This is a genomic window from Nonomuraea sp. NPDC059194 (assembly GCF_042754765.1).
Lineage (GTDB): Bacteria > Actinomycetota > Actinomycetes > Streptosporangiales > Streptosporangiaceae > Nonomuraea.
Genome location: NZ_JBHZBH010000042.1, coordinates 41,215 through 67,973, shown reverse-complemented (window position 1 = coordinate 67,973; position 26,759 = coordinate 41,215). Strand labels below are relative to the sequence as shown.

Annotated in this window: 28 protein-coding genes and 1 pseudogene; 15 read left to right on the top strand and 14 right to left on the bottom strand. The window is 71.0% G+C overall.

All coding sequences use genetic code 11. The features are described 5' to 3' along the window. Nucleotides 1–337: 337 nt before the first annotated feature. Together ACFXJ8_RS36175 and ACFXJ8_RS36170 are read left to right on the top strand one after the other, a co-directional pair. On the top strand, nucleotides 338–928 hold the full coding sequence (locus ACFXJ8_RS36175; RefSeq protein ID WP_379648783.1) for a TetR/AcrR family transcriptional regulator: 591 nt from the start codon (nucleotides 338–340) through the stop codon (nucleotides 926–928). A gap of 253 nt (nucleotides 929–1,181) precedes the next feature. After that, entirely contained in the window at nucleotides 1,182–2,171 is a 990-nt protein-coding gene (locus ACFXJ8_RS36170; protein WP_379648781.1) for a rod shape-determining protein, read from the top strand. Here the strand turns inward: ACFXJ8_RS36170 and ACFXJ8_RS36165 are convergent. Together ACFXJ8_RS36165 and lysA are read right to left on the bottom strand one after the other, a co-directional pair. Next, a complete protein-coding gene (locus tag ACFXJ8_RS36165) occupies nucleotides 2,168–2,701 on the bottom strand; it encodes a bacterioferritin (RefSeq protein WP_379648779.1) in 534 nt (177 codons plus the stop codon). The two genes, ACFXJ8_RS36170 and ACFXJ8_RS36165, sit on opposite strands and share 4 nt — an antisense overlap. Nucleotides 2,702–2,769: 68 nt before the next feature. Further along, entirely contained in the window at nucleotides 2,770–4,119 is a 1,350-nt protein-coding gene (gene lysA / locus ACFXJ8_RS36160) for a diaminopimelate decarboxylase (protein ID WP_379648777.1), read from the bottom strand. A gap of 8 nt (nucleotides 4,120–4,127) precedes the next feature. Here lysA and ACFXJ8_RS36155 point away from each other — a divergent pair, with 8 nt between their 5' ends. The 5 genes from ACFXJ8_RS36155 to ACFXJ8_RS36135 all read left to right on the top strand — a co-directional run bounded on the left by ACFXJ8_RS36155 (nucleotide 4,128) and on the right by ACFXJ8_RS36135 (nucleotide 9,011). Continuing rightward, a complete protein-coding gene (locus ACFXJ8_RS36155; RefSeq protein WP_379648775.1) occupies nucleotides 4,128–4,994 on the top strand; it encodes an ABC transporter substrate-binding protein in 867 nt (288 codons plus the stop codon). Continuing rightward, nucleotides 4,991–5,827, top strand: coding sequence for an amino acid ABC transporter permease (locus ACFXJ8_RS36150; RefSeq protein WP_379648773.1), 837 nt, complete (start codon nucleotides 4,991–4,993; stop codon nucleotides 5,825–5,827). The genes ACFXJ8_RS36155 and ACFXJ8_RS36150 overlap by 4 nt, the downstream gene beginning before the upstream one ends. A 1-nt stretch (nucleotide 5,828) precedes the next feature. After that, nucleotides 5,829–6,581 (top strand): amino acid ABC transporter ATP-binding protein, encoded by a 753-nt coding sequence (locus ACFXJ8_RS36145; protein WP_379648789.1) that lies wholly within the window; start codon nucleotides 5,829–5,831, stop codon nucleotides 6,579–6,581. Between the two features lie 106 nt (nucleotides 6,582–6,687). After that, the gene (locus ACFXJ8_RS36140; protein WP_379648771.1) at nucleotides 6,688–8,280 is read left to right on the top strand and encodes an amidohydrolase family protein; all 1,593 of its coding nucleotides are present in this window, start codon (nucleotides 6,688–6,690) and stop codon (nucleotides 8,278–8,280) included. Further along, entirely contained in the window at nucleotides 8,277–9,011 is a 735-nt protein-coding gene (locus ACFXJ8_RS36135) for a serine hydrolase (protein WP_379648769.1), read from the top strand. Before ACFXJ8_RS36140 ends, ACFXJ8_RS36135 begins: the two co-directional genes overlap by 4 nt. A gap of 5 nt (nucleotides 9,012–9,016) precedes the next feature. Here the strand turns inward: ACFXJ8_RS36135 and ACFXJ8_RS36130 are convergent, their stop codons facing one another. The 4 genes from ACFXJ8_RS36130 to ACFXJ8_RS36115 are packed head-to-tail and all read right to left on the bottom strand — an operon-like array spanning nucleotide 9,017 to nucleotide 14,293. Continuing rightward, complete coding sequence (locus ACFXJ8_RS36130; RefSeq protein ID WP_379648767.1) at nucleotides 9,017–9,940, bottom strand: LysR family transcriptional regulator; 924 nt, start codon at nucleotides 9,938–9,940, stop codon at nucleotides 9,017–9,019. 52 nt (nucleotides 9,941–9,992) lie between these two features. Continuing rightward, nucleotides 9,993–13,232 carry a hypothetical protein gene (locus ACFXJ8_RS36125; RefSeq protein WP_379648765.1) on the bottom strand — a complete coding sequence of 1,080 codons (3,240 nt, stop codon included), beginning with the start codon at nucleotides 13,230–13,232 and terminating at the stop codon, nucleotides 9,993–9,995. Beyond that, a complete protein-coding gene (locus ACFXJ8_RS36120) occupies nucleotides 13,229–13,798 on the bottom strand; it encodes a GNAT family N-acetyltransferase (RefSeq protein ID WP_379648763.1) in 570 nt (189 codons plus the stop codon). The genes ACFXJ8_RS36125 and ACFXJ8_RS36120 overlap by 4 nt, the downstream gene beginning before the upstream one ends. A gap of 9 nt (nucleotides 13,799–13,807) precedes the next feature. Next, the gene (locus tag ACFXJ8_RS36115; protein ID WP_379648761.1) at nucleotides 13,808–14,293 is read right to left on the bottom strand and encodes a shikimate kinase; all 486 of its coding nucleotides are present in this window, start codon (nucleotides 14,291–14,293) and stop codon (nucleotides 13,808–13,810) included. Between the two features lie 36 nt (nucleotides 14,294–14,329). On the opposite strand from ACFXJ8_RS36115, the gene ACFXJ8_RS36110 reads away from it, so the two are divergent. Together ACFXJ8_RS36110 and ACFXJ8_RS36105 are read left to right on the top strand one after the other, a co-directional pair. After that, complete coding sequence (locus ACFXJ8_RS36110) at nucleotides 14,330–14,578, top strand: DUF6458 family protein (RefSeq protein WP_379648759.1); 249 nt, start codon at nucleotides 14,330–14,332, stop codon at nucleotides 14,576–14,578. Nucleotides 14,579–14,592: 14 nt separating this feature from the next. Then, nucleotides 14,593–14,976, top strand: a complete 384-nt coding sequence (locus ACFXJ8_RS36105) for a ChaB family protein (RefSeq protein ID WP_379648758.1) — start codon at nucleotides 14,593–14,595, stop codon at nucleotides 14,974–14,976. A gap of 57 nt (nucleotides 14,977–15,033) precedes the next feature. On the opposite strand, the gene ACFXJ8_RS36100 is transcribed toward ACFXJ8_RS36105, so the two are convergent. The 3 genes from ACFXJ8_RS36100 to ACFXJ8_RS36090 are packed head-to-tail and all read right to left on the bottom strand — an operon-like array spanning nucleotide 15,034 to nucleotide 18,186. Then, on the bottom strand, nucleotides 15,034–16,863 hold the full coding sequence (locus ACFXJ8_RS36100) for a transketolase (RefSeq protein ID WP_379648756.1): 1,830 nt from the start codon (nucleotides 16,861–16,863) through the stop codon (nucleotides 15,034–15,036). Between the two features lie 58 nt (nucleotides 16,864–16,921). Beyond that, on the bottom strand, nucleotides 16,922–17,929 hold the full coding sequence (locus ACFXJ8_RS36095; protein ID WP_379648754.1) for an SDR family oxidoreductase: 1,008 nt from the start codon (nucleotides 17,927–17,929) through the stop codon (nucleotides 16,922–16,924). Beyond that, complete coding sequence (locus ACFXJ8_RS36090) at nucleotides 17,929–18,186, bottom strand: hypothetical protein (RefSeq protein WP_379648752.1); 258 nt, start codon at nucleotides 18,184–18,186, stop codon at nucleotides 17,929–17,931. The genes ACFXJ8_RS36095 and ACFXJ8_RS36090 overlap by 1 nt, the downstream gene beginning before the upstream one ends. 55 nt (nucleotides 18,187–18,241) lie before the next feature. Here ACFXJ8_RS36090 and ACFXJ8_RS36085 point away from each other — a divergent pair, with 55 nt between their 5' ends. From ACFXJ8_RS36085 to ACFXJ8_RS36070, 4 genes are read left to right on the top strand one after another with little or no spacing between them, the layout of a single operon-like run. Beyond that, the gene (locus tag ACFXJ8_RS36085; RefSeq protein WP_379648750.1) at nucleotides 18,242–19,156 is read left to right on the top strand and encodes a DNA topoisomerase IB; all 915 of its coding nucleotides are present in this window, start codon (nucleotides 18,242–18,244) and stop codon (nucleotides 19,154–19,156) included. Between the two features lie 47 nt (nucleotides 19,157–19,203). Further along, entirely contained in the window at nucleotides 19,204–19,452 is a 249-nt protein-coding gene (locus tag ACFXJ8_RS36080; RefSeq protein ID WP_379575947.1) for a BON domain-containing protein, read from the top strand. Beyond that, entirely contained in the window at nucleotides 19,445–20,179 is a 735-nt protein-coding gene (locus tag ACFXJ8_RS36075) for a metallophosphoesterase (protein WP_379648748.1), read from the top strand. Before ACFXJ8_RS36080 ends, ACFXJ8_RS36075 begins: the two co-directional genes overlap by 8 nt. Nucleotides 20,180–20,217: 38 nt before the next feature. Beyond that, the gene (locus tag ACFXJ8_RS36070) at nucleotides 20,218–21,765 is read left to right on the top strand and encodes a membrane dipeptidase (protein WP_379648746.1); all 1,548 of its coding nucleotides are present in this window, start codon (nucleotides 20,218–20,220) and stop codon (nucleotides 21,763–21,765) included. 83 nt (nucleotides 21,766–21,848) lie between these two features. Here ACFXJ8_RS36070 and ACFXJ8_RS36065 read toward each other — a convergent pair whose 3' ends face one another. Further along, entirely contained in the window at nucleotides 21,849–21,998 is a 150-nt protein-coding gene (locus ACFXJ8_RS36065; protein WP_164903902.1) for a GPGG-motif small membrane protein, read from the bottom strand. A gap of 98 nt (nucleotides 21,999–22,096) precedes the next feature. Here ACFXJ8_RS36065 and ACFXJ8_RS36060 point away from each other — a divergent pair. Continuing rightward, nucleotides 22,097–22,258: pseudogene (locus ACFXJ8_RS36060) on the top strand (LLM class flavin-dependent oxidoreductase); the annotation flags it as partial. 20 nt (nucleotides 22,259–22,278) lie between these two features. On the opposite strand, the gene ACFXJ8_RS36055 reads toward ACFXJ8_RS36060, so the two are convergent. Together ACFXJ8_RS36055 and ACFXJ8_RS36050 are read right to left on the bottom strand one after the other, a co-directional pair. Further along, on the bottom strand, nucleotides 22,279–22,791 hold the full coding sequence (locus ACFXJ8_RS36055; protein WP_379648744.1) for a DUF6328 family protein: 513 nt from the start codon (nucleotides 22,789–22,791) through the stop codon (nucleotides 22,279–22,281). Continuing rightward, nucleotides 22,788–23,249 (bottom strand): DUF1360 domain-containing protein, encoded by a 462-nt coding sequence (locus tag ACFXJ8_RS36050; protein ID WP_379648742.1) that lies wholly within the window; start codon nucleotides 23,247–23,249, stop codon nucleotides 22,788–22,790. Before ACFXJ8_RS36050 ends, ACFXJ8_RS36055 begins: the two co-directional genes overlap by 4 nt. 60 nt (nucleotides 23,250–23,309) lie before the next feature. Between ACFXJ8_RS36050 and ACFXJ8_RS36045 the strand changes: the two genes are divergently transcribed. Next, nucleotides 23,310–23,906: a hypothetical protein gene (locus ACFXJ8_RS36045; RefSeq protein WP_379648741.1), complete on the top strand. Its 597-nt coding sequence runs from the start codon at nucleotides 23,310–23,312 to the stop codon at nucleotides 23,904–23,906. Nucleotides 23,907–24,084: 178 nt separating this feature from the next. Here ACFXJ8_RS36045 and ACFXJ8_RS36040 read toward each other — a convergent pair whose 3' ends face one another. Both ACFXJ8_RS36040 and secA2 read right to left on the bottom strand, forming a co-directional pair. Continuing rightward, the gene (locus tag ACFXJ8_RS36040) at nucleotides 24,085–24,435 is read right to left on the bottom strand and encodes a PRC-barrel domain-containing protein (protein WP_379648739.1); all 351 of its coding nucleotides are present in this window, start codon (nucleotides 24,433–24,435) and stop codon (nucleotides 24,085–24,087) included. A gap of 97 nt (nucleotides 24,436–24,532) precedes the next feature. Continuing rightward, nucleotides 24,533–26,722: an accessory Sec system translocase SecA2 gene (gene secA2, locus ACFXJ8_RS36035; protein WP_379648738.1), complete on the bottom strand. Its 2,190-nt coding sequence runs from the start codon at nucleotides 26,720–26,722 to the stop codon at nucleotides 24,533–24,535. Between the last annotated feature and the right edge of the window lie 37 nt (nucleotides 26,723–26,759).

Sequence of the window (26,759 nt, the reverse complement as noted above, 5' to 3'; positions counted from 1 at the left end):
TTGGTGATCGTGGGAGCGCCCCACTTCTTCTCCAGCACGACGTTACGGCCCTTGGGGCCGAGGGTCACCTTGACGGCGTCGGCGAGCTGGTTCATCCCGCGCTCGAGACCGCGCCGGGCGTCCTCGTCGAACGCGATCATCTTCGAGGTCATCGTCTGCTCCTGCTCTGTGGTGGGTCTGCCGGGACGGCGCCCGCGACGGAAGGTCTGGCCAGGGACCCCGCCGTCCCGGCTGATTGGCACTCTCCAGGCGCGAGTGCCAGCGTGCCCCGCACTCTACACACAACTTGCGTGCCACGCACATAGTGCGTGACACGCAAGTTCGGTAGAGTTTTCCCATGAGCGACGAGCCCGCGGACCTCCGGACCCGCCACAGCCAGGCCACCCGGGAGGCGATCAGTCATGCCGCGCTGCGCCTGGCCATCGAGCAGGGCCCCAGCGGGCTGGCCCTCGTCCGCGTCAACGACATCGCCGCGGCCGCCGGGGTTTCGCCCCGCACCTACAACAACTACTTCTCCAGCAGGGCAGAGGCGATCTGCGCCTTCCAGGCCGACCAGTCCAGGCGCGCGGGCAAGGCCCTACGCGCCCGCCCCGCCGACGAACCCCTGGCTGAGGCCATCATCGCGGCCGTGATCGAGCTCTACACCGACCCCGAACCCGACAGGGCAGGACTGAGCATGATCATGCTGACGCCCGAGCTGGAGGGCGAGGCGCTGAAGGCGTTCACCATGGCCGAAGCCCCGCTCGCCGACGCCATCGCGGCCCGCACCGGCACCGACCCCGACCTCTTTTCCGCCGTTACGGCTGCCGCCGTCGTCGGCGCCGTCCGTGTGGCGGGCCGGCACTGGCTGGAGCCCGGCACCACCGACTCCTTCGCCGCCAACCTCCGCCACGCCCTGTCCCACGTCCTCTCCCCGCAGTCGCGGTAGACCCGGTGCCGTTTTTCCGCCCCTGCCCAGTCGTAGTGCCCGCCTCGGCGCGCATCAGGCCCGGCAGCACGCGGATCGTGGTGCTCTTCCCCGCGCCGTTCGGCCCCAGGGAGCCGTGCACCTATGCGTAGTGCTGTGTAGTCGACTGCGCGGAGAGGACATACCCCCCTTCCTGGCACATTTGCTGATTTGGGATGAGCGATTGGTGTTGCCCGGACCCCGGGCAGGCAACGCAACAATCATGAGGAACGGCATGAGTGTCAGGCGGCTCGAATCGATGCTCCCGTTCCTGAGCAGGGACCTGGCCATCGATCTCGGTACGGCGGGCACCCGCATCCACGTGCGCGGCAGGGGCATCATGCTCAACGAGCCCTCCCTCGTCGCCGTCGACCCCGACACCGGGCAGATCGTCGCGTTCGGCGCGGAGGCCACGAAGACGACCGGCATGGTCACCGTACGGCCGGTCAGGAACGGAGTGATCGTCGAGCCGGACGCCGCCCGCCGGATGCTGCGCCACTTCGTCCACAAGGTGCACGGGCACCCGTTCGCCAGGCCCAGGATGACGATCGCGGTGCCGGGCGGCATCACCTCGATCGAGCGGAAGGTGGCGCTGGAGGCGGCCTACGAGGCGCAGGCCCGCCAGATCACCTTCATGGAGCAGCCGCTGGCGGCGGCGCTGGGCGCGGGGCTGGAGCTGGCCGACCCGATCGCGGCCATCGTCGTGGACGTCGGCCGGGGCACCACCGACGTGGCGGCGGTCTCGATGGGACGGGCGGTGGCGGTCAGGTCGATGCGGACCGGCGGCGAGGCGATGGACAGCGCGATCAAGCTGGAGGTGCGGCGCGCCTACGGGGTCGTCATCGACGACAGGACGGCCGAGTCGTTGAAGCAGCAGCTCGGCGTGGCCTGCGAGCCTCTCGCGGGCTGCCGGATGGAGGTGAGCGGCGCCCATCCAAGACACGGGGCGCCGATGTACGCCACGGTGTCGGCCGAGTGCGTGTACGAGGCGATCGACCCGGCGGTGCGGGCGATCGTCGAGGCGGTGCGGGAGGTGATCGAGTCGTGCTCGCCCGAGATCGCCGCCGACGTGGCCCGTCGCGGGCTGCTGCTGACGGGCGGCGGCGCCCGGCTGAGTGGGCTGCCCAGGAGGCTGCGTCGCGACCTGGGCATCCCGGTGGCGCGCGTGGACACCCCCGAGCACACGGTGGCCCTGGGCCTCGGCCTGTGGGCGGCCCGCAACTAGCCGGGCATGCGCTCCAGGAGGCTCTTCATGTCGTCGGCGTGTTCCTCCTCCTTGGCCAGCAGGTCCTCGAAGACGCGGCGGGTGGTGACGTCCTTGTCGCCGAGCCACTGGACGATCTCGGTGTAGGCGGCGACCGCGATCCGCTCGGCGACCAGGTCCTCCTTGATCATCTCGGTGAGCCTGGCGCTGGAGTCGTACTGCGAGTGCGAACGGGACGTCAGCGTGTCGGGGTTGAAGTCAGGCTCTCCGCCGAGCTGCACGATCCTGGCGGCCAGCCGGTCGGCGTGCTCCTGCTCCTCGTTCGCGTGCTCCAGGAACTCCGCCGCGACGGACTCCGCCATGATCCCGGTGGCGGTGTAGTAGTGGCGCTTGTAGCGCAGGACGCAGACGATCTCGGTCGCCAGCGCCTCGTTGCACACCTGGATGACGCGTTCCACGTCCGCGCCGTATGCGTCGGTGATGGGGCCCTTGCCGATCTCGGCCCTGGCGCGCTCGCGGATGGTCTTGATGTCAGTCAGGAACTCAGCCATGGCCCGCATATGCCCTTAACCTTCGCCGTAACGCACCAGGCGCCCGCAAAGGATGAATCTGCAATCCCCTACAGGTAGAGCCTGAGCAGGTCCTCCTCGGTCTCGCGGCGGACGATCGCCCTGGCCGCGCCATCCCGGACGGCCACGACGGGGGGCCGGGGCAGGTGGTTGTAGTTGCTGGCCATGGAGCGCTGGTAGGCGCCGGACACCGGTACGGCCAGCAGGTCGCCAGGCCGCAGGTCGTCGGGCAGCGGGAGGTCCCTGACCAGCACGTCGCCGCTCTCGCAGTGCTTGCCGACCACGGTGAACGGGCTGCGCGGGGCGTCGGAGGCGCGGTTGGCCAGCGAGGCGGTGTAGGCGGCGCCGTACATGCCGGGGCGGGGGTTGTCGCTCATGCCGCCGTTGACGCTCACGTAGCTGCCCTTGATCGTGCCGACCTCGTAGAGCGCGACCGTGGAGGGCCCGGCGATGGACCTGCCGGGTTCGACGGCCAGGCGCAGGCCCGCCGTCTCCTTCTTCAGGACGGCGACCAGCTCGGCGGGCGTCGGCGGGGTGGGATCGGTCGGCAGGTAGCCGATGCCGAGGCCGCCGCCCAGGTCGAGCCTGGTCACGCCGAAGCCGGCGGCGAACTCGGCCATTCTGGCCGCGGCCGTGCCGAAGGCGTCCAGGTCGAAGATCTGCGAGCCGATGTGGGAGTGCAGGCCGTACAGCTCCAGGGAGGGTTCGGCGGTCACCCGTTCGACGGCGAGCGCCGCCGCGCCGGAGCTCAGCGAGAAGCCGAACTTGGAGTCCTCGCCGCCGGTGGCGATGAAGGCGTGGGTGCGCGGGTCGACGCCGGGCGTCACCCTGACCATCACCCGCTGCCTGACGCCCAGGTCGGCGGCGATGGCGGCGAGCCTGGAGATCTCGGTGAAGGAGTCGACGACCACGCAGCCGATGCCCCACTCGACGGCGCGGCGCAGCTCGGCGGGCGACTTGTTGTTGCCATGGAAGACGACCCGCTCGGGCGGCATCCCTCCGGCCCTGGCGACGGCCAGTTCGCCGCCGGTGCACACGTCGAGCGAGAGGCCGAGCCCGTCCAGCCAGCGCACCACCTCGGGGCACAGGAACGCCTTGCCGCCGTAGTGGACGTCGCCGTCGGGAAGCGCGTCCAGCCACGAGCGGGCGCGGGCGGTGAAGTCGGCCTCGTCGAGCACGTAGGCGGGCGTGCCGTACACCCTGGCCAGCTCGACCGCGCCGACGCCGCCGAGGTGCAGCTCCCCGCCGTGCCAGGTGGCGGTCTGGGGCCAAATGTCCAAGCTCATGGGTGGGGAGCGTAGGCAGATCCGATGCCTGCGAGAGCTGAGCCTCGATGGATTCGTTGGTGAGGGTCGCATGCCTTCACGAGGCTTGGTGGGGCGTCGCGGGCTGACCACCATGAGGTCCCATGCGAAAACACCTGGTCATCGCCCTGGTGGCGGTCTGCGCGCTGGGCGCGGGATGCGGAAGGTCCACCTCGGGTACGGCGGCGCCCACGCCGCCCTCGGCGACGGGCAAGAGCGCCAAGGACCTCGTCCCCGACACCGTCAGGAAATCGGGCGAACTGCGGATGGCGACCTCCGAGGGCTACCCGCCGATGGAGATGTACAAGCCCGGCACCCAGGAGATGACCGGCGTCGACGCCGACCTGGCCGTCGCGATCGGCGCGCGGCTCGGGCTGAAGACGCGCATCGTCAACGCCTCCTTCGACGGCCTGATCCCCGGCCTGCAGGGCGGCAGGTGGGACATCGCCATGGCCGCGCTCAGCGACCTGGAGCAGCGCCGCAAGGCCGTCGACTTCGTCGACTACTTCAACGCGGGCGGCTCGATCATGGTCAGGAAGGGCAACCCCGAGGGCATCAAGACCCTCGCGGACCTGTGCGGCAGGAAGGTCGTCCTGGCCAAGGGCAGCTCCAACCTGGAGATCGGCAAACGGCAGAACGACAAGTGCGCCCAGAAGATGGAGATCATGCAGAGCGAGGACGCGCCGACCGGCCTGCTCACCATCGACGCCGGCCGTACCGTCGCCACGATCGTCGACTCGCCCGTGGCCGCCATGTACGCCAAGGAGACCGGCAAGTACGAGGTCCTGCCCGAGCAGTACGACGCGGGACCGTGGGGCATCGCCGTCGACAAGAAGCAGACGGGCCTGCGCGACGCCGTCGCCAAGGCGCTGCAGGAGCTGATCGACAGCGGCGAGTACGGCAAGATCCTGGAGAAGTACGGCACCACGGCCAACGCCGTCTCCAAGGTCACGATCAACACCGGCGCATGAAGGACATCGACCTCCGCATCGAGGCGGTGAGGCCACCCAGGCCGGGGCGGATCGTCGCGGGAGGGGTGGCGGCGCTGGTCATGGTGTGGCTGGCCTACACCGTCGTCGTCAACCCCAACCTGCACTGGGACGTGATCGTCGAGTTCCTGCTCGACGGCCGCATCCTCGGCGGCCTGTGGATCACGATCGCGCTGACCGCGCTGTCGATGGCGATCGGTGTCGGCCTCGGCGTGGCGGCCGCCGTCATGCAGTTGTCGGACAGCCCCGTGCTGCGCGGCGCGGCGGGCCTCTACACCTGGTTCTTCCGCGGCACGCCGCTGCTGGTGCAGCTCATCTTCTGGTTCAACATCGGCCTGGTCTTCCCCGAGATCGGAATCGGGATCCCGTTCGGCGGTCCGATGTTCCTCCAGTGGCCGGCCAACGAGCTGATCACGCCGTTCACCGCGGCGCTGCTCGGGCTGACCATCAACGAGGGCGCCTACATGGCGGAGATCGTCCGCGCGGGCATCCGCTCGGTGGATCCGGGACAGCGGGAGGCGGCCGAGTCGCTGGGCATGAAGCACCGGCAGATCCTGCGCAGGGTCGTGCTCCCGCAGGCGATGCGGGTGATCATCCCGCCCACCGGCAACCAGTTCATCTCGATGCTGAAGACCACCTCGATGGTCTCGGTCATCTCCGGCGCCGAGCTGCTGACCGTCTCGCAGCGCATCTACCTGGACAACTTCGAGGTCATCGCGCTGCTGGTCGTCGCCTCGGCGTGGTATCTGCTGCTCACCAGCGTGGCCACCGTCGGCCAGCGCTTCCTGGAGAGGAGGTTCAGCCGTGGCCACTAGCATGGTGAAGATCGAATCGGTCAGGAAGCGCTTCGGGCCCATCGAGGTGCTCAAGGGCGTCAGCCTCGACGTGCCGGTCGGCGGCGTGGTCTGCGTGGTCGGCCCTTCGGGCTCGGGCAAGTCGACGCTGCTGCGCTGCGTCAACCGGCTGGAGACGATCGACGCGGGCCGGGTGTGGGTCGACGGCGAGCTGATGGGCTTCGCCGAGAAGTCGGGAAAGCTGCACCTGCTGCGGCCCGACGAGCTGTGCAGGCAGCGGCAGGAGATCGGCATGGTCTTCCAGCGCTTCCACCTGTTCCCGCACATGACCGCGCTGGAGAACGTCATGGAGGGCCCGTGCACGGTCAAGCGCGTCTCGAAGGCGGCGGCGACCTCGCACGCCCTCGCGCTGCTCGACAGGGTGGGCCTGGCCGACAGGGCCGGGCACTATCCGCGGCAGCTGTCGGGCGGCCAGCAGCAGCGGGTCGCGATCGCCCGCAGCCTGGCCATGAACCCCAAGGTCATGCTCTTCGACGAGCCGACCAGCGCGCTCGACCCCGAGTTGGTGCAGGAGGTGCTGCAGGTCATGCGCGACCTGGCGGCCAGCGGGATGACGATGATCGTGGTGACGCACGAGATGGGCTTCGCCAGGGAGGCGGGCGACCATCTGGTGTTCATCGACGACGGCGTGATCGTGGAGGAGGGCGCGCCGCGCGAGGTGCTGTCCAGCCCGCGCCACGAACGCACCCGCGCCTTCCTGGGGCAGGTCCTGTGAAGCGAGCTTGCGAGCGAACCAATCAACACAGCAACCTGGTTCACAGGCCCGACGGAGGAGGGCCTGTGAACTGCCCGCTTCTTCCGAAGGGTACGGTGGCCGTTCCGTGAGCCTCGATCTGCTGATCAGCGGTGGCCTCGTCGCCGACGGGACGGGCGCGCCGCTGCGCCGTACCGACGTCGGTGTCACGGACGGCCGCCTCGTCCTGCTGCCCGAGGGCGGCCCGTTTGAGGCCGGGGGAGCGCGGGTGATCGACGCCACCGGGCTCGTGGTCGCGCCCGGCTTCATCGACGTGCACACCCACTCCGACGCGGTCACCCTGCTCGGCGCGGCGGGCAAGGAGCTGGCCGCCGCTCCCGTGCGCATGGGCGTGACCGTCGAGATCTGCGGCAACTGCGGTTCGAGCCTGTTTCCCGCCCTGCCCGAGCGGGTCGCCGCCCTGCGCAGGTCCAGCAGGGCAGGCTTCGGCGGCGACATCCCGATATTTCAGGACTATGGGGCGTTCGTGGAGGCGCACGGGCACGCCCCCCGCTCGAACCATCTGACCTCCCTCGTCGGCCACGGCACGCTCAGGGCGGGCGTGCTCGGCTACGAGGACCGGCCCGCCACCGCCGCCGAACTCGACACGATGTGCGCGCTGCTCGACGACGCGCTGGCCGCCGGCGCGGCGGGCCTGTCCACGGGGCTCATCTACACCCCCGGCACGTACGGCGACACCGCCGAGGTGGTCGCGCTGGCCCGCGTCGCGGCACGGTACGGCAAGCCGTACGTCACGCACCTCAGGGACGAGATGTCCCGCGTGGAGGAGGCGCTGGAGGAGGCGGTCGAGATCGCCCGCAGGAGTGGGGCGGCGCTGCACGTCAGCCACCACAAGACCGCGGGCAAGTACGCGTGGGGCAGGACCGAACGGACGCTCCCGCGCATCGCCGAGCTGCGCGCCCAGGGCATGGACATCACCTGCGACGTCTACCCCTACACCGAGGGCAGCACGTCGCTGTCGGCGATGTTCCCGCCGTGGGCCAACGACGGCGGCACGGAGGCGCTGCTCGACCGGCTGCGCCGGCCCGGCGAACGCGACCGGATGCGCAGGGCGATCGAGGACGGCGTGCCCGGCTGGGAGAACACGGTCGGCAACGGCGGATGGGACCGCATCTCGGTCGCCTGCGCCGCCAACCATCCCGAGGTCGAGGGCCGCACGATCGCCGAGCTGGGCGGCGACCTCGGCGACCCCGTCGACATCGCCGCCGAGCTGCTGCTCGCCGAGGAGGGCGAGGTGACGATCATCAGCCACTCGATGCGCGAGGACGACGTCCAGCGGGTCCTGGCCAGCGAGTTCGCCATGATCGGCTCGGACGGCGTGCCCAAGCCGGGGCACCCGCACCCGCGCCTGGCGGGCACCTTCCCCAGGGTGCTCGGCCGCTACTCCCGCGACCAGGGGCTGTTCCCGCTGGAGAGCGCCGTCCACAAGATGACGGGCATGGCGGCCGACCGGTTCGGGCTGAAGGACAGGGGAGTGGTGCGCGACGGCGCGCACGCCGACCTGGTCCTGTTCGACCCCGTCACCGTCGCGGACGGCGCCACCTACGCCGACCCGCTGCTGCCGCCCGTCGGCGTCGAGGCCGTCGTCGTCGCGGGACGACCGGCGGTGGAGCACGGCACGCTCACCGGCGAGCTGCCAGGAAGGATCATCGGCCTGTGAACGACATCATGCTCGCCGTGGCCACGCGCGACCTGGTGACAGGGGAGACGCACGGCGTCAACGAGGACGTCGAGCTGCCGCTGGCCAGCGTCGGCAAGCTGCTGCTGCTGGCCGAGGTGGCGATGAGCATCGAAGGCGGCATCCTCCACCCCGACACGCCGGTCACGCTGCACGACGACGACTACTGCGGCGGCTCGGGCCTGCTGCTGTCGCTGTCCGGCCGCAGCTGGACGATCGGCGACCTGGCCCTGCTCACCGCCGCGATCAGCGACAACACCGCCACGAACGCGCTGCTGCGCAGGGTCGGCGTCGACCGGGTCAACGCCGCGGCCGCCGCCCTCGGGCTGTCCAGGACCAGGCTGCTCGACCGGATCAGGGAGCCGCGCGGCCCCGGCGACCCGCCGACGTTCGCGATCGGCACCGCCGCCGAGCTGGCCGCGCTGGCCGCGCTCGTGGCGGGCGCGGACGGCTGGCAGGTGCTCATGCGGGGCTGGATGCAGCAGAACACCGACCACAGCCTGGTGCCCGCCCTGGTCAGGCACGACCCCGAGGGTGGCTGGCTGGCCAACAAGACCGGCACGGACGACGGCATCAGGTCCGACGTCGGGATCATGGACAGGCGGGTGGCCTACGCGGTGCTCGCCCACGGCCCGTCCGGCGCCGAGCACGAGCTGGCCTCCGCCGTACGGCAGGCGGGCCTGGCCATCGCCGAGCGCGCGTCGGCGAAGTGAAGGCCTCAGCGCAGTGAGGGCTCCAGCGAGTTCCTGAGCTGCGCGGAGGCCGTGCGAAGGTAGGCGAGGAAGGACCGGGCGGCCGGATTCGGGTTGGTCGGCCGCCTGGCCACGCCGATCCTGCGGAACAGGTTCGGCGTGACCAGGCGGCACGTCTGCAGCCCCGTCGCGCCCATGAGGCCGAGGCTCGGCACCAGCGCGACGCCGAGCCCGGCCCGCACCAGGCCGATCGTCACCTCGTAGTGGTCGCTGCGGCAGCGGATCTGCGGCGAGAAGCCCTCCAGGGTGCTGGCCCGCTCCAGGATCGAGACGGGGTGCTCGGCGCCGAACGTGGTGATCCACGGCTCGTCGGCCAGGTCCGCCAGCCGTACCCTCGGCCGCTGGGCCGCGGCGTGCCCGGTCGGCACGACCAGCAGCTGCGGCTCGTCGAACAGGTGCACCACCTCGACCCCCTCGGGGCACTGCCACGGATCGAGGGCGTGCTCGAAGACCACCAGCACGTCGAGCGCGCCGCGCTCCAGATCGGGCAGCAGCTCGTACGGCTGGCCCTCCACCAGGTCGAGCGCCACCTTCGGGTACCTGGAGGCGAACCTCGACAGCGCCAGCGGCAGCAGCCGATAGCCCGCGGAGGCGAAGAAGCCGATGCGCAGCTCGCCCGCATCGACCCTGGCCTGGGCGAGCAGGTCCTTCTCGGCCGCCTCGATGATGTCGACGACCTCCTGCGCGCGGATGGCCAGGCGGCGGCCCGCCTCGGTCAGGCGCAGGCTCTGCGCGTTACGCTCGACCAGGCCGACGCCCGCCTCCTGCTCCAGGCGCGAGAGCTGGTGGGACACCGCGGAAGGCGACAGCTTGAGCACCCTGGCCGCGCCCGCGATGCTGCCCGTCCTGAACACTTCGAGCAGGACCCGCAACCGGTTACTACTGAGCACGTCACCAAGGGTATGAGCGCCAGGTCTTGGACGGGCCGTCGGAGCGCGCCCTTCAAGAGCACATTCCGCCCGGGTACGGCGTGTCGGGGAACAGCCGCTCCCATCCCGCCTCGTCCAGCGCGCCGCCCGCCTTGGCGCAGACGGCCTCGGCGGCCATGACGGGGTCGACGGGGCTCTCCCGCACGCTGCCGTCCTGCCGCAGGCCGATCAGCTTCGAGCCGTCGGCGCTGAAGGCCACGTCGGCGACGTCCTGTCCGAGCGGCACCCTGCTGATCTCGCGCAGCGTGGCCGCGTCCCACAGCGTGGTGTAGTCGCCGCCCATTGCCAGCAGTGTCCCGTCGGGGGAGAACCGGATGCTGGTGCCGTACGCCGACCGTTCGACGGTGCGCGGCGGCCACGTGGACAGCTTCCACACCGAGAAGAAGTCGGCGTCCACGACGAAGGCGGCGGTGGTGCCGTCGGGGCTGAAGGCGGTGGCGAGGCTGTCGCCCGAGCCGGCCGGGGTGACCTTGCCCGACGACAGGTCCACGAGATCGTGTCCGGCGAACAGGCGCCTGCCGTCGGGGGAGAAGGCCAGCGGCAGCCCCATCGTGTTGATGGGGCCCTTGACCAGCGTGCCCTCGGGCACGCTCCATAGTTCGAGGCCGTCGGCTCCCACGGCCGCCAGCAACCGGCCGTCGGCCGACAGCGCCACGTCGTCGACGCTGCCCGTGGGGATCGCGCGGACCTGCGTGCGGGTGGCCACGTCCCAGACGGTGGTGCGCTCTCCTCCCACGGCCAGCAGCCTGCCCTCGCCGTCGAAGGACAGCTCACCCGTCGCGGGGAGGTCGCCCATCGGTTGTCCCGCCGCCGTGTCGTAGAGGGCGGTGCGCCGCCCCTGCTGGACGGCGGCCACCGCGCCGTCGGGGGACAGGAGGCGTTGCGGCGGCACGTCGGCGAAGGACTGCCTGGGGGCGCTGAGCGCGATCGGCTGCTGCCGCGGCGCGTCGGTCAGCACGTCGGAGACGTCGATCGACAGGACGCTGCCGCCTTCCACCGTGTAGCGGATGGACCCGCCGTCGGCGCCGAAGACGAACCGGCCCGTGGCCTTCCTGGCAGGATAGGCGCCGAGCAGGTGCCCGTCGGACAGCCGCCACAGCCGGACCTGCCGGTCTCCCGTTCGCTCGGGAGGCCGCACGTCCATCTCGCCGTTGTCGAGGGGTTCGAGCAGGAACCGGCCGTCGGGGGAGAACGACAGCGGCCCTCGCCCGCCCGTGTCGTGCTCCTCCTGGTTCAGCCGCGCCTTCGAGTCGCCCGTCCTGGTGTCGAGGACGGCGTCGCCGATCACCACGCGGCGGCCGTCGGGGCTGAACGCCGAGGCGGGAGGGAGCTTGGCCCCACCGTCGCCGACGTACGGCTCGCTCGCGTGGGTGTACAGCAGCTCGCGTTCGGTCAGGTCCCACACCTCGACCTTGCCCGAGGTGGCCGCGACCGTGGCCCACCTGCCGTCGGCGGAGGTGACGATCGTTTTGCGGGTGACGTCGAGCAGCGGGGCTCCGCCCTTGGTGGAGTAGAGCCTGGTGCGCCGGCCGTCGGTGACGCTGAGGAGCCTGCCCCGGGCGTGCAGCGCGGGCTTGCCGCCGGGCCACGAACCCCGGATCGCCGCCCCCGTGGTCAGGTTCCACACCCGCACCGCCGTGGAGTCACCGGCGGCGTAGATCCTGCCGTCGCCCGACAGCGCCGTCCACGCGCCGGCGGGTTTCGGCAGCCGGTGCCGGCCGGTGGGCTTCCCCGTGGCCAGGTCCCAGCGCCGCACCTGCTTCTTTCCCTGGCCGAGCAGGCTGGCGCCGTCGTCGGACAGGAGGTAGGTGGTGCCCGCGACCGGCCGGGGAACGGTGAAGGCGCCCAGGTCGCTCTGACCCAGGGAGCGCTGCAGGGCGTTGCGGGCCTCCGGCACCGGCGCCAGGCTCCACGCGGCCACGCTCAGCTTCATCGCGGTCATGGGGTCCGCGCTGCGCAGGCTCTCCGCCCGCGCCACGACCTCCCTGGCCGCTACCTCTCGGGCGGTCATCTCCCGCGCTGTCGTCTGCCGGGCCGCCGCGTCGCGGGTCGCCTGGTGGGCGGCGGCGAGGTCGGTCGTCACCGCCTGCCGAGGGTGCGGCACCACGTTCGTCACGGTCACCACCGTGGCGGCCAGCGCCACGGCCACGCCCGCCGCGAGCCCCGCCACGGCGACCCTGCGCCTGAGCCTGCGCCGCCGCAACGGCGTGACGTCCTCCGCCCACGAGCGCAGCCGCGGCCAGGCGTGGAACAGCGCCGGGCTGGCCGGGCTCACCGAGGCGTCGGCGACGGCGACCAGCCTGCCCTCCGGCCTGTCGACGGGCGGCACCGCGATGCTCCGCCGTACCAGCAGGCCGGCCTCGGTCAGCGCGGCGACGGCGGGATCGCCTTCGACCTCGGCCAGCGGAAGCCTGCCCGGCTCGCGCATCCGCAGCAGCGTCTCCGGCAGCGTCGACTGCTGCTCGGACGGCAGGCTCTGGTAGACGCCCTCCGCCACGTCGCCGAGCGGGGGAGTGCCGGTCAGCCCCTCAGGCGGTCTGACCTCGGCGGCCAGGTGCGCGCCTACGGCGGGCTCGGCGCTGCCGGTCAGGCCGATCAGCAGCTCGCGCGCGGTGGGCCGGTCGCCTGGCTCCTTGGCCAGCGCCCTGGCCGCCATGGACCTGAGTGGTTCCGGCAGGTCGCTCACGTCGGGGTCGACGGTCAGCACCGCGTGCATGAGCTCGCCCAGGCTCTCGCCCTCGAACGGGTCGCGGCCGGTCGCGGCGAACAGGACGGTCGCGCCCCACGCGAACACGTCCGCCGGAGTCCCTGCGCTCTCCCCGGTGAACACCTCGGGGGCGGGACGCTGCGCGTCGGCGGTGCCGACGCCGGTCACCCTGGGGCCCTTGGGGCCGAGCAGCAGGCAGTCGGGCCCGAGATGGCGGTGGACGGCGTCCGCGTCGTGGATGGCGACCAGCGCGGTGGCCAGCGCGACCGCGATCCGGTGCAGCCGGTCGCCCGCGTAGGGACCGGCGTGCGCCACCGCCTCCCGCAGGCTCGGCCCCTGGACGAACTCGCTGACCACGAAACCGGGACCCGACTCGACCACCCTGGCCACGCAGTGCGGCGCCACCACGGGCGCCCTGCCGCGGGCCATCGTGATCGCGTAGCGCCGGCCCGCGCGGTCGTAGGCGTCGAAACCCGAGCCGAGCCGCCCCGCCAGCAAGTAGCCGCCCAGCCGGTCAGGGTCCCCGGCAAGCAAACGCGTCGTCACTGCAGCTTAGATGCGCCGATCTCGGGTTTGGTTGCGACCCGATCCCGGCGCAGCACCGACATGACGATCTCGTCGTGCCAGCGGCCCTCCCACAGCAGGGCGTCGCGCAGCACCCCTTCCGTCACGAAGCCCACCTTCTCGTAGACGTGCCTGGCCCGCTCGTTGAAGTCGTAGACGCCCAGGCTGACGCGGTTGATCGGGGTGGTGGCGAAGACGTGGTCGAGCACGAGCCCGATCGCCTCGGTGCCGAAGCCCTTGCCGAACACGCGCGAGCCGAGCAGCGCGATCCGCAGGTTGCACGAGAGATTGCCTGCGTCGAGCTCGTTGATCACGATCTCGCCGACGTACTCGTCCTCGTGGCAGATGGCCAGGTCGAGCCGGTCGTGGTGATCCTTGCGGGTGGCGTACCACATCGCGGCGGGCTCGGGGTCGACGCCCGCGTGGGAGCCGGTCAGGCGCTTGACCTCGGGGTCGGTGACGAGCTCCAGCAGGCCTTCGACGTGCTCGGGGCCGACGGGACGCAGCGTGACCCGCTGCCCGACGAGGGTGGGCTTGATGGCGAACATGCGTCTTTCCTATCGGATGGCGTCAAGGGCTTTGTCGGCCAGTTCCTGCGGGAGCGCGGTGGTCACGTCGAGGCGCAGATCGGCCACCTCCCTGAAGTAGGGGTCGCGCCTGGCCTTCATCACGGCAGGGTCGAAGCCGGGCCGATGGTCGCTCGACTTCATCCGCTCGGCCAGCACCTCAGGGGTGGTGTCCAGCCAGATCACGAACGCCTTCCGCAACGCTTGGCGCACCTCGGGGCGTTCGATGACGCTCGCCGCGGCGGTGACGACCTGGACGTGGCCGAGCGCGTCGAGCACGTGCTCGGCCTCCCGCTCGTGCAGGACGTCCGCGCCCTCCGTGGCGGCGATCTCCGCGGCGCTCTTGCCGTACCGCTGTCTGAGGTAGGGGTCGCTGTCGCTCAACGGCAGGCCGAGCGCCTGGGCCACCAGCACGGCCACCGTGGTCTTGCCCGCGCCCATCAGCCCGACGACCACGACGGGTTTGTTTCTCGCCATGGGGATAGAGGTTTCCTCGGCTCTAGGGAGGTATTCATGACCATCGCCGGAAGCATCTTCCTCATCATGCTCGGCGCCGTGCTCACATGGGCCGTCGAATGGGACGTCGCCGGCCTGGACATCAACATCGTGGGCGTCATCCTCATGCTGGGCGGCGTCGCGTTACTGCTGTTCGGGCTCTACCGGGTCAGGGTGACGCGGGAGATCGTGTCGCCGGTCGAGCCCGACAGGGAGCGGACGACCGTCTACGAGGAGCGGCGCTACACCGACCCGCCGCAGATCTGAGAAGGGGGACCGCCATGCCAGGGCGCGAGGAACTGCCTTCGACCGTCGCGCGTTCGCCCAAGAAGGCGCAGGAGACGTGGATCAAGGCGCACGACTCGGCCGTGGAAACCTACGGCGAGGGCGAGCGCGCCCACCGCACCGCGTTCTCGGCGCTGAAGCACTCCTTCGAGAAGGTCGGCGACCACTGGGAGGCCAAGGCCCGCAAGGGACCCTCCGACCAGGGCGCCACCGACCGTTCGGGGCGGACCGCCGAGGGCGTCGACGCCAACGCCAGCAAGGAGCACCTGTACGGCGTGGCAGCCAAGCTCGGGGTCAGGGGCCGCTCCAGGATGACCAAGTCCGAGCTGGTCGACGCGATCAAGAAGGCCAACCGGCGGGAGACGGCCAAATCGCGCTGACCGCTGCGTGCGAAAGGGGGGATCTCTCCCCCCTTTTCACATGCTGAGAGCACACGCTCAGAGCAGGCGCCGGACGGCCGCCACGATCGCGTCCCTGTCGATCCCGGCGGCGGCGAGCTGTTCGCCGGGCGTCGCCGAGCCCGGCAGCCCGCGCACGGCCAGCTTGACCACCCTGGGTCCCAGCTCCGAGACCGCGTCGAGCACCGCGTCGCCCAGGCCGCCCTCGGGCCGGTGGTCCTCGACGGTGATGAGGTTGCCCGACGTGGTGGCCGCCTCGATCAGCACCGCCTGGTCGACGGGCTTGACCGAGTACATGTCGACGACGCCGATCGGCACGCCCTCGGCCCTGAGCGTGTCGGCCGCGGCCAGCGCCTCGTGGACGGTGATGCCCGCCGCGATGACCGTCGCCCGGTCGTCGGGCGCGTGCCGCAGCACCCTGGAGCCGCCGACGGCGAACGACTCGCCCGGCTCGTAGATGACGGGAGTGTCGCCGCGCGTGGTGCGCAGGTAGGAGATGCCGGGCAGGTCGGCCATCTCGTTGACCAGCGCCGTGGTCTGGTTGGCGTCGCACGGGTAGAGCACCGTGCTGCCGTAGACGGCGCGCATCATCGCCAGGTCCTCCAGGCCCATCTGGGAGGGGCCGTCCTCGCCGATGGACACGCCCGCGTGCGAGCCGACGACGCGCACGTTGGCGCCGCTGACCCCGGCCATCCTGATGAAGTCGTACGCCCTGGTGAGGAAGGCGGCGAACGTCGACACGTACGGCACCCAGTCGCGCACCTGGAGGCCGACGGCCGTGGCGACCATCTCCTGCTCGGCGATGAAGCACTCGAAGAACCGCTCGGGGAAGGCGTGCGCGAACTCCTCGGACTTGGTGGAGTCGGCCACCTCGCCGTCGACCACCACGACGTCGCCGCGGGCCTCGCCCAGCGCCTTCAGCGCCGCGCCGTACGCGCTCCTGGTGGCGGCCTTGGCGCCCACCTCGAAGACCGGCCAGGTGGTGGGTCCGCTGTCGAAGACGTGCGGGGGGCGGGTCTGGTCGGGCGGGCTGACCTTGACCGTCACGCCCCTGTCGCCGCCCAGCTCGTAGATCGCGTGCTCGGGGTCCTTCAGCGCCTTGCCGTGCATGCCCTCGCGGTTCTCCACCGCGTTGACGCCCTCGCCCTTGCGGGTGCGGGCCAGGATCACGGTCGGCCGCCTGCGCGTGTTGCGCGCGTCGCTCAGCGCGTAGTCGATCTCGCCCGGGTCGTGGCCGTCCACCTCGATGGTGTGCCAGCCGAAGGCGCCGAACCTGCGCGCGTAGGCGCCGGTGTCCCAGCCGTGCCTGGTGGGGCCGCGTTGGCCGAGCCGGTTCACGTCGACGATCGCGGTGATGTTGGCCAGCCCCTCGTAGGCGGCGTGTTCGGCCGCCTCCCAGATCGACCCCTCGGTCAGCTCGCTGTCCCCGCACAGCACCCACACGTGGTACGGCAGGCGGTCGAGGCGGCGGCCCGCCAGCGCCACGCCGACGCCGATCGGCAGGCCCTGCCCGAGCGAGCCCGTGGCCACGTCCACCCACGGCAGGCGCGGCGTCGGATGCCCCTCCAGGCGGCTGCCGCGCTTCCTGAACGTCAGCATCTCCTCGTCCGTGATGGCGCCGGCCGCCTTGTAGAGCGCGTAGAGCAGCGGCGAGGCGTGCCCCTTGGAGAAGATCAGGTGGTCGTTGGCGGGGTTGCCGGGATCGCCGAAGTCGTACCTGAGGTGGTGGGCGAACAGCACGGCCATGAGATCGGCCGCCGACATGGACGAGGTCGGGTGGCCGGAGCCCGCCGCCGCGGAGCTCCGCACGGAGTCCACCCGCAACTGCGCCGCCAGGTCACACAAGTACGGAACATCCCGCTCGGGCATCGGTTCCTCCTAGGCTCCCTCGCCGCCTACCCAGCCCCGCCTTCGCTATGTGCGGCTGCTATGTGCGGCGCAGGGCGCGCAAGGCCAGCGCGCCCACCGCGCCGGCCATGACCAGGCCGAGCGTGGCCAGCACGGGCCTGCGGTGCGCGGACAGCCAGGCCTGCGGGCTGCTGCCGTGGGCGCGCAAGTCGAAGCTCCCGTGCGCCCCGTAGTCGCGTTCCTCGTCGGCGGGCTCCCACAGGTTCGCCAGGCCGGTCGGCGGCCGATCGGTGAGCTGCGCCTTCTTGCCGGTCCTGGCCAGGTAGCGGTCGATCAGCCCCGGCGCGATCCGCTGACCGAGCAACGTGAGCGCGGTGGCGGCGCCCACCCAGTACTCCCTGCGCTCGGGATGGTCGGCGGCGTGGACCAGCGCCCGCGCCGCCACCTCGGGCTGGAAGATGGGCGGCACCGGCTGCGGATGCCTGCGCAGGCGCGACAGGACCCAGTCGAACTGCGGCGTGTTGAGCGCGGGAAGCTGGACCATGGTCACCCGCACGCCGCTGCCCTCGGCCGCGAGCTCGACGCGGACCGACTCGGTGAAGCCCTTGATCGCGTGCTTGGCGCCGCAGTACGCCGACTGCAGCGGGATCCCCCTGTAGGCCAGCGCCGACCCGGCCTGCACGATCACCCCCTTGTCGCGCGGGCGCATGAGCTCCAGCGCGACTCTCGTGCCCCACACGTAGCCGAGGTAGGTCACGGCCGTGGTCCGCTCGAACTCCTCGGGCGTGATCTCGGAGAACGGGGCGAACACCGCGGAGAAGGCCACGTTCATCCACACGTCGATGGGGCCGAGGTCCTCCTCGATCTGCCGGGCGGCCTGCCGTACCTGCTCGTGGTCGGCGACGTCGGCGGCGTAGACCAGGCCGGAGCCGCCCGCCGAGCCGACGTCGACCGCCGCGGCCGCCAGCCCCGTCGTGCCGCGCGCGATCAGCGCGACGATGTCGCCGCGGGCGCCGAGCTCGCGGGCCACCGCCCTGCCGACACCCCCGCTGGCTCCCGTCACCACCACCACGCGGGAGGGCCGCATCAGCCCGCCTCTCCCGCTCCTCGCTCCTTCTGCCTTCGTACGGCGAGCACGATGTCGACGATCGTGGCGATGGCGGCCACCCCGGCGACGACGGCCAGCCAGCCGATCCCGGCGATGATGCTGATCGCGCCGATCGCCGCGAGGAAGACAAGGATGAACGACCCGACCCTGATGTGCACGACATCGCGCGGGGTCGACGGAACCATGGGTTTGCCCGAAGCGGAATGCTCTTCGGGACGGTAGTCATCTTCACGCATCTTCACCCCCTGCCCGTGCCGTTTGTCGCATAACACGGCGGGTAGCCGGGGTGACGTGCACCCGAGTGACCAGAACGAGCCGGGCATCAGCCGCAGGCGCAGGGGGCGGGGATTCAGCTACACCTATCCCGGCGGCCGCCCCATGCGCGATCCCGCCACGCTGAAAAGAATCAAGGCGCTCGTCGTGCCGCCCGCGTGGAAGGACGTGTGGATCTGCCGCTCGTCCGACGGGCACCTGCAGGCCGCGGGCACTGACGCGGCCGGGCGGCGCCAGTACCGCTACCACGACGCGTGGCGGGCCCAGCAGGACGCGCTGAAGTTCGACAGGGTGCTCGAGGTGGCCGAGCGGCTGCCCGCCTTCCGGAAACGCGTCCAGGAGCAGCTGGAGAGCAGGGGGCTGACCAGGGAGCGGGTGCTGGCCGCCGCCGCGCGCCTGCTCGACGTCGGGTTCTTCAGGGTGGGCGGCGAGGCCTACGAGTCGTACGGCCTGGCCACGCTCAGGATGGAGCACGTCAGCTGCGCGAACGGCACGATCGTCTTCAGCTACCCCGCCAAGGGCGACATCCCGCGCGAGGTGGAGGTCACCGACCGCGACGCGTGCAGGGTCGTCAGGTCGCTGAAGGCGCTCGGCCACGAGGGCGAACTGCTGCGCTACAAGGGCGAGAACGGCTGGACGGACGTGCGCAGCGAGGAGATCAACGCCTACGTGGGCGAGACGCTCGGCTGCGAGGCCACCGCCAAGGACTTCCGCACCTGGCACGGCACCGTCCTGGCCGCCAAGGGCCTGGCGGCCACGGGCGACGTGCCCGAGGTCGTGCGCCAGGTGGCCGACTATCTCGGCAACACCCCCGCGGTCGCCCGCGCGTCCTACGTCGACCCCCGCGTGATCGAGGCGTTCGAGCGGGGCAGAACCATCGACACCACAGGTGACGTGGAGGCCGCCGTCATCGACCTGATCAGAGCCGTTTGACCGGCGCGGCCGGGGGCATCGTGCTGACCTGACGAAGGAGGGAAGCGATGGAGGCTCCGCAGTACGTCGCGGCGCGTGTCCAGCGGGCGCTGGCCGAGGACGACAGGTCCCACGAGCTCGGCATCCGCGTCGACGTGCGAGGCGACCAGCTTTTCCTGCGCGGCCAGGTCTCCGGCGAGGAGCACAGGCGGCAGATGGAGCAGGTGGCCAAGGAGGCTGCCCCAGGGCTCCACGTGCACAACGAGTTGCAGGTCGTGCAGGTCCGCGAGCCAGGAGAGGATGAGCATCTTGACTGAGCTGCGTATCGCCGCCGTCGGCGACGTGCACCTGGGCGCCGAGGACGCGCGCGGCGTCTACCGCAGACGGCTCGACGGCATCGAGCGGCGGGCCGACGTGCTGCTGCTGGCCGGCGACCTGACCAGGCACGGCACCCTCGAAGAGGGCAGGCTGGTGGCGCAGGAGTTCCGCGACCTGCCGATTCCCGTCATCGCCGTGCTCGGCAACCACGACTACCACTCCGACCTGCAGTACGAGGTCGCCGGTGAGCTGCGCGACCACGGGATCATCGTGCTCGACGACGACGCCGCCGTCCTCACCCTCCACGGCGTACGGCTGGGCGTCGTCGGCGGCAAGGGCTTCGGCGGCGGCTTCGCGGGCAAGTGCGCCAGCGACTTCGGTGAGCGGGAGATCAAGGACTTCGTCCGCCACACCAGGAGCATCGCCGAGAGCTGGCAGGGCGCGCTGAAGGAGCTCGACACCGATCTCAAGGTCGTGCTGTCGCACTACTCGCCGGTCAAGGAGACGCTGGAGGGCGAGCCGCTGGAGATCTATCCGTTCCTCGGCAGCTATCTGCTGGCCGAGGCCGTCGACACGGCCGGAGCCGACCTCATCGTCCACGGTCACGCCCACAAGGGCGCGGAGAAGGGCATGACGCCGGGCGGGATCAGGGTGCGCAACGTCGCGCTGCCCGTGCTCGGCCGGGCTTACGGCGTTTACTGTCTCAGTGAGTCCGACTCATGTTAGGTCTTGACCGAGCAGTTGCTTGGTGTTGATGTCGGTGCATGGTCGTACGCCGTGTCCTGGCTTTACTCGCCCTGTTGTGCGCCGTCGCGATGGCCGCGCCGACCCAGCCCTCCGCGCCCGTCCGCGGGTTCGTCGACGGGCACAGCCACCTGATGTCCTACGAGGCGTTCGGCGGCAGGCTGCTGTGCGGCAAGCCGTTCGATCCCGCGGGCATCGCCCGCGCCCTGCTCGACTGCCTCGACCACCACCCCCACGGCGAGGCCGCCTGGTTCGAGAACTTCACCAGGACGGGCTCGCCGACCGGCACCCATGACCCCGTCGGCTGGCCCACGTTCAAGGACTGGCCCGCCGCCGACTCCCTCACCCACCAGCAGGCCTACTACGAGTGGATAGAACGCGCGTGGCGCGGCGGCCTGCGCGTCATGGTCAACGACCTGGTGGCCAACCGGCAGCTCTGCCAGATCTACCCGCTGAAGACCAACCCGTGCGACGAGATGGCGGCCATCAGACGCGAGGCCCAGCGCACGGTCGAGCTCCAGAACCACATCGACACCCTGTCGGGCGGGCCGGGGCTCGGCTGGTTCCGCGTGGTGAAGAGTCCCGCCGAGGCCCGCGAGGTCATCGCGGCCGGCAAGCTCGCCGTGGTGCTCGGCATCGAAACCTCCGAGCCGTTCGGCTGCCGCACCACGCTCGGCGTCCCGCACTGCACCAAGGCGCAGATCGACCGCGGTCTCGACGAGATGTACGCGCTCGGCGTGCGCAGCATGTTCGTCTGCCACAAGTACGACAACGCGCTGTGCGGCGTGCGCTTCGACTCCGGCACCCAGGGCGCGATCGTCAACCTGGGCAACCTGCTGTCGTCAGGAGGCTTCTGGCGGGTCGAGAAGTGCCGCGGGCCCGAACACGACAACCCGATCTCGCCCGCCGTCCTGCCGCCCGACCTGGCCAAGTGGCTGCCACCGGGCGTCGGCCTGCCCGTCTACCCGCCCGCCCCGCACTGCAACCCGAAGGGCCTGACCTCGCTCGGCCGCCACATGGTCGAGGGCATGATGCGGCGCGGCATGATGATCGAGATCGACCACATGAGCGTCAAGGCCGCCGACCAGACGCTCGACCTGCTCGAAGCCGCCCGCTACCCGGGCGTCATCTCCTCCCACAGCTGGGCCGACTCCGCCTACCTGCCGCGCATCTACCGGCTCGGGGGCATGGTCACCCAGTACGGCCACGGCGCCGCCGGGTTCACCGAGGAGTGGCGGCGCACCCAGCCGCTGCGCCAGGAGATCGGCCGCCCCGGCTACGGCTACGGCCTCGACGCCAACGGCCTCGGCCCGCTGCCGGGACGACGGGCGGGAAGCGCCGTGACCTACCCGTTCACCACCGTCGACGGCGCCCCGATGGACAGGCCGAGCACCGGCGAACGGGTGTGGGACTACAACGTGGACGGCGTCGCCCACTACGGTCTGGTGCCCGACTGGATCGAGGATCTGAGACAACTCGGCGGCCAGCCGATCGTCGACGACCTCGCCGCCGGAGCCGAGGCCTATCTCCGCACGTGGGAGGAGACGGCGGCAGCCGCAGCGCGCTGAGGCTCGGCTCCGGCGACGAGGCCGGGAGCTATGTCGGGTACGGCCCAGGGCGGGCGGGACTCCTGCGCCCGCCCGCCCCAGGGTCATACGTTGAAGATACTCACGCCTCCGGGGCCGACCAGGAATCCGAGGACGATGAGGACGATCCCCCAGAGGATGTCGCGACGGGCCAGGATCACGTAGATCCCGGCGATGACGAGGATAACTGCGATGATCCAGAGCAATGTAGCCATGGCATGTGAGCTGCCCTCGCGGAAAGCCGCCTAACATCCCAACCGCCGGGAAGAGGCGGATTTATGACGACATTCGGTTACTTTTTGGCATCGGAGGAGCGCCGGCCTGCCCGATCATCCGCATCCACCCCGCGATCATCGCCCAGGCCGCCGCGACCAGCGCCGCGATGTGCCGGGGCGGCTTCCGCCTGGGCATCGGCACCGGCGGGGCCCTCAACGAGCACATCACCGGATCGGCCTGGCCGCACGCCGAAGAGCGCCAGGACGCCTTCTTCGACTTCTACTCCTCTGAAGTGCTGCCCCGGGTGCGGTAGAGGTCCACGATCGGCTGGAGCAGCCAGAACCACCCGCCCGTCAACGCCACCACCGCGCCGAAGAACGCGGCCTGCCAGTTGTTGATCACCGTTTCGGCGACCAGCGCGACCGCGCTCGTCATGGCGATCAACAGCAGGATCGCGCCCGCCACGCCCAGCTCGTTGGCCCGGCGCAGCATCCGCTCCTTCAGCCCGGTCCTGAAGAACAGCCGGTGCTGGGCGGCGGGGGTGATGAAGAGGACCGAGGCGAGCGCCGACGACATCAAAGAGATGAAGAACAGCCACCGGCCCACGGTGTCGACCTTGGGGAACCCCGACTGGAAGGGCAGCGTCAGCAGGAACGCGAACAGCACCTGCACACCGGTGACCGCCACCCGCAGACCCTGAAGCAGCTCGCCGAGCTCCCGGTCCACCCGCTCCTTGTGGCTCTCACCCGGTTCCCCGGCGCTCTCGCCCCGTTCGGCCCGTTCGACACTCACTGCGCCTCCTTCATGAGCTTCACGTACGCCAGCTGCAACCAGTCCGAAACGGCCACCGCCGTCATCGTCGCCCCGACCAGCCTGGTCAGGCGCGGCGCGAGCACGAGCCCCGCCGCGTAACCCGTCGCCACCCACTGCGACAGGCAGAACGGGCACGCCACCAGCTCGCCCACCGTGTCCCGCGGCTCCTCCTGGAACTCCGCGGGGCCGCTCACCCTCTTGAACCTGGTGAACGGCGCGCGAAGCGGGCTCGTCACCGGGTCCTTGGACAGCGTGCGCGACAGCCGGTGGGTGCTCACGGCCATCAGGGTGAGATCGAGCGGGCCGAGGCGCTCAGGAGGTCGTTTCCCGCTCAGTACGGCCAGCGCCGCGGCCACCGCCACGGCCCCGCCGTACGCGGCCATGATCCCTACGTAGCCGCCCAGCGGACGGCCGTATTCCTCGGACACCTCGGTCATGGACGCTCGCTACCCCCGGCCGTCAGGTCTAGTCGCCGATCGATCGGGTAGCTCCCCGCCATGGGCAGCCACAGTCACGAGGTCACCGACGCGATCCTGGAAACCCTGAAGCGCGCCAGCTCCGGCCTCAAGGAGGCGGGCGTGAAGTACGCGCTCGCCGGAGGCTGCGCCGCCTACGCGCGAGGAGCGGCGCCGTCCCTGCACGACGTCGACTTCGTGCTGCAGGAGAAGGATGCGCCCGCCGCGCTGGAGGCGCTGATCCGCGCCGGGTTCGACACGGTGCGTCCGCCCGAGGACTGGCTGGTCAAGGCGTACGACGAGGGCCGGCTGGTGGATCTGATCTTCAGGGTGTCCGACCGGCCGGTCACCGAGGAACTACTGACCAGGGCCGAGCCGCTGATGGCGGCGGCGGTGATCGTGCCGGTGCTGGAGGCCACGGACCTGGTGATCTCGTGGCTGCTGCCGATGTCGGAGCACGCGTGCGACTACGGCGGGCTGCTGCCCCAGGTCAGGGCGCTGCGCGAGCAGGTCAACTGGAACAGGGTGGCGGCGGTGACGGAGGACTCGGCCTACGCCTCGACGTTCCTGACGCTGCTGGAGCGGCTCGAGGTGATCGAGAAGCCCGTGGAGCATGTCATGGACTCCACCTGGCCGTGACCTCGCCCCCTGGCTCCTCCGGCATCCAGCCTCCTCCCGGCCTCCTGACTCCTCCCGCCTCCTGGCTCCCTGACCCCATGGCCCCTTTCACGCTCCATGGCCTCTCCGCGACTCCTGGGTTGGCGTGGACAGAGAAGGGCCGCGCCCCGCTTGGGGCGCGGCCCTTCGGCCTCCTGGGTCAGAAGGTGTTGGGGAAGCGGCCGTAGTACTCGCCCAGCCGCTGCCGGTAGGCCGGCTCCTTGAAGGCGCCCTCGTCGAACTCGGGCGCGTTCTTGATCTCTTCCTTCGTCCGGGAGACGTAGACGTTGCGCTCCTGCGGGTCGATGCGCGTGATCACCAAGCCGGGAAGCAGGACCTTCTTACCGAAGATCCACGGCCCGGTGTCGACGATCACGTAGCTCTCGCCGACCTCGTAGGTCGCCTCGTCGATGGACCCGATCTTTCCGTCCGTCGCCTGGACGTGGTATCCCACGAGATCCAGGCTCTGGTTGCGGTCGTAGACGTCAGGACGATAGTTCCAGAGCTCCATCGGTGCTCTCTCCCTCTCTTCTGTGCGTCTTTCTCGGGGCCGGACCCCTCTACCCGCGCAACCGCCGACCAATCCCGCGCAGACGGAGGAAGTGCGCTCAGCCGTGGCGCAGGGCGGACGTGACGCGCTTGAGCAGGCGGTCGAGCTCGGTGCCGAACGGATTCTCCTGCACCATGTACGTCCACGTCGCCGTCGGGCGCTTCAGGTCGGGATCCGGCGCCTCGAACGATGCCAGCGAACGGCGTTCGACCTCGGCGAGCAGCGTCTTGTACTCCGCCACCGCCTCCCGCTGGAACTCGTCCACCGGGCTCATCCGGCCCAGCGCCCGCAGGTGGATGCCCTCGCGCAGGTCGCTCAGGAACGCCAGGTGCTCGGTCCAGCAGGTGTCGATCGCGTGCAGGACGATCTGCCTGGCCGTCTCGTCGCGGGTCTCCTCGTCGAGGGCGTCCCAGCGGTCGGGGTCGGCGGCGGCGAGGGCGTTGGCGGCCGACTCGCCGTGCAGCACCTTGTCGCGCCACTCCAGGATGAGCTCGCGCTGGTGCTCGAGCAGGCGGGTGTAGCGCCAGGTGTTGCGGTGGATCTCCAGGTTGACGCCCTCGGCGACGCGCTGCGCGTGACCGACGAGGTAGGCGCCGCGGCGGTGCCGTACGACGCCGTCGGGGTCGGCGGACGGCGGCCGCTCGTCGGGGACGTACTGGGTGACCAGGTCGTCGCGCATGCCGGCGAAGAAGACGGAGCCGCCGGGGTCGCCCTGGCGGCCCGCGCGGCCGCGCAGCTGGTCGTCGAGGCGGCTGCTGACGTGCCGGCCCGAGCCGATCACGTACAGGCCGCCCAGCTCGGCCACCCCCTCGCCGAGGCGGATGTCGGTGCCGCGCCCGGCCATCTGGGTGGAGACGGTGATGGCGTCGCGCTCGCCCGCGCGGGCGATGATCGCCGCCTCTTCCGCGTCGTTCTTGGCGTTGAGCACGACCGGCTCCATGCCGCGGCGTTGCAGCAGCATGGCGAGGTGCTCGGAGGCGGCCACGTCGAGCGTGCCGATGAGGATCGGCCGGCCCGTGGCGTGCACCGTCTGGATCTCCTCCACCAGCGCCGCGTCCCTGTCGGGCTCGGTCGGGTAGAGGCGGTCGGGCTCGTCCACCCGCACGCAGGGCGTGTTCGGCGGGATGACCGCGACCTTGAGGCCGTAGAACTCGCCGAGCTGCTCGCTGACCGCGACCGCCGTGCCGGTCATGCCGCACACCTGCGGATAGCGCTTGATCAGCCCCTGCACGGTGATCTGGTCGAGGATCTCGCCCTTCTCGGTGGGAGAGAGCGCCTCCTTGGCCTCCACCGCCGCCTGCAGCCCGTCGGGCCAGCGCTGCAACAGCGCCACCCGGCCGCGCGAGGGGTTGATGAGCTGCACCTTGCCGTCGCGGACGATGTAGTCGACGTCACGCGTCAGCAGGGCGTGGGCGTGCAGCGCCAGGTTGAGCTCGATGAGCGTGCCTGGCTCGTTCTCGTCGTACAGCTCGACCCCGAGGATCGACTCCACGCTGTCGGCGCCCTTGGCCGTCAGGAAGACGTTCCTGGCCTGCTCGTCGATCTCGTAGTGGTAGCCCCTGACCAGGGTGCGCACCAGCTCCGCCATCTCCGGTACGGCATCGCCCGCGTCGGCCGCGCCCGCCAGCACCAGCGGCACCCGTGCCTCGTCCACCAGCACCGAGTCGGCCTCGTCGACCAGCGCTACCTCCGGCGCGGGCATGATGATGTCGCCGGCGTTCGTGCGCATCCGGTCGCGCAGCACGTCGAACCCGATCTCGCTGACCGGGCCGTAGCACACGTCCTGCTGGTAGGCCTCGCGCCGCTCCTCGGGTGTGGAGTTCTGGCCGATCCAGCCGACCGTCACGCCGAGCGCCTCGTAGAACGGCGCCATCCACTCCGCGTCGCGCTGGGCCAGGTAGTCGTTGACCGAGATCACATGGACCCGCTTGCCCTGCAGCGCGTAGCCCGCCGCGGCCATCGCCCCCGACAGCGTCTTGCCCTCGCCCGTGGCCATCTCCGCCACGTGCCCGTGGAGCAGGGCCAGCGTGCCGAGCAACTGCACGTCGTACGGCCGCAGCCCCAGCGTCCTGTCGGCGGCCTCCCTGGCCACGGCGCAGAACTCGGCCAGGTTGTCCATCGACGGCTCGGGCAGCTCGCCGGGATAGGACAGCTTGCCGGCCGCCTCGACGATCTTCTTGAACGGGGTCAGGTTCAGGCCACCTGGCCGGTCCAGGATGTTCCTGAAAAACCCGGAAAACGACGCCACGAATCCTCCAACGCGCGCTCACTCGGCACCGGTTCCC